Source organism: Roseiconus nitratireducens, assembly GCF_008629675.1.
GTDB lineage: Bacteria > Planctomycetota > Planctomycetia > Pirellulales > Pirellulaceae > Stieleria > Stieleria nitratireducens.
In genome coordinates this window covers 1-562 of record NZ_VWOX01000083.1, presented here as the reverse complement: position 1 = coordinate 562, position 562 = coordinate 1, and the positions used below count along the sequence as shown (strand labels likewise).

1 pseudogene is annotated in these 562 nt (G+C 56.4%); it reads left to right on the top strand.

From position 1 onward, the window contains the following. Positions 1 to 532, top strand: a pseudogene (locus FYK55_RS29375) (IS4 family transposase); the annotation flags it as partial. Between the last annotated feature and the right edge of the window lie 30 nt (positions 533 to 562).

Sequence of the window (562 nt, the reverse complement as noted above, 5' to 3'; positions counted from 1 at the left end):
CGATGCCTCGCTGGCCGTTTGGCTCCACGAGATCGATGTCACCGAAAACCTGACTCTCCTGCTGGTAACCAGCCTGGAGCACGATGCCTGGACTTTGTCGAATTGGTACGAGCGGCGGTATGACGTGGAGGTTGATATCCGTAACTTCAAAGTGGTTCTGGGTGCGGAAAACATTCGGGCCAAGAGTGTCGACACGTTCAAAAAAGAGTTGTACACGTCGGTTGTGGCCTACAACCTGACGAGCCAATTCCGTCGTGAAGCGGCGGCGTTGAACCGATTGCCGCCTCGACGGATGAGTTTCAAACGAGTCTGGACGACCTTTCAAACGTTTCTCCTGAGGCACCTCCACAGCGAGCCACGGCAGTGGCGTGAGGCGTTCGCAACTGCGTTGCGGTACGCGATGCAGGATAAGCTACCCAACCGGCCATCCCGGCAGTACAAACGCGAGGCCTATCGAAAACGGCCCAAGGACGTCCAATTCGAAAAACGCGTCAAACCCCCCGGGAAACTTACCGACAACGATCTAAAGTAAGTGCCATTCGGCTAGCGCCACGCGGCTCAC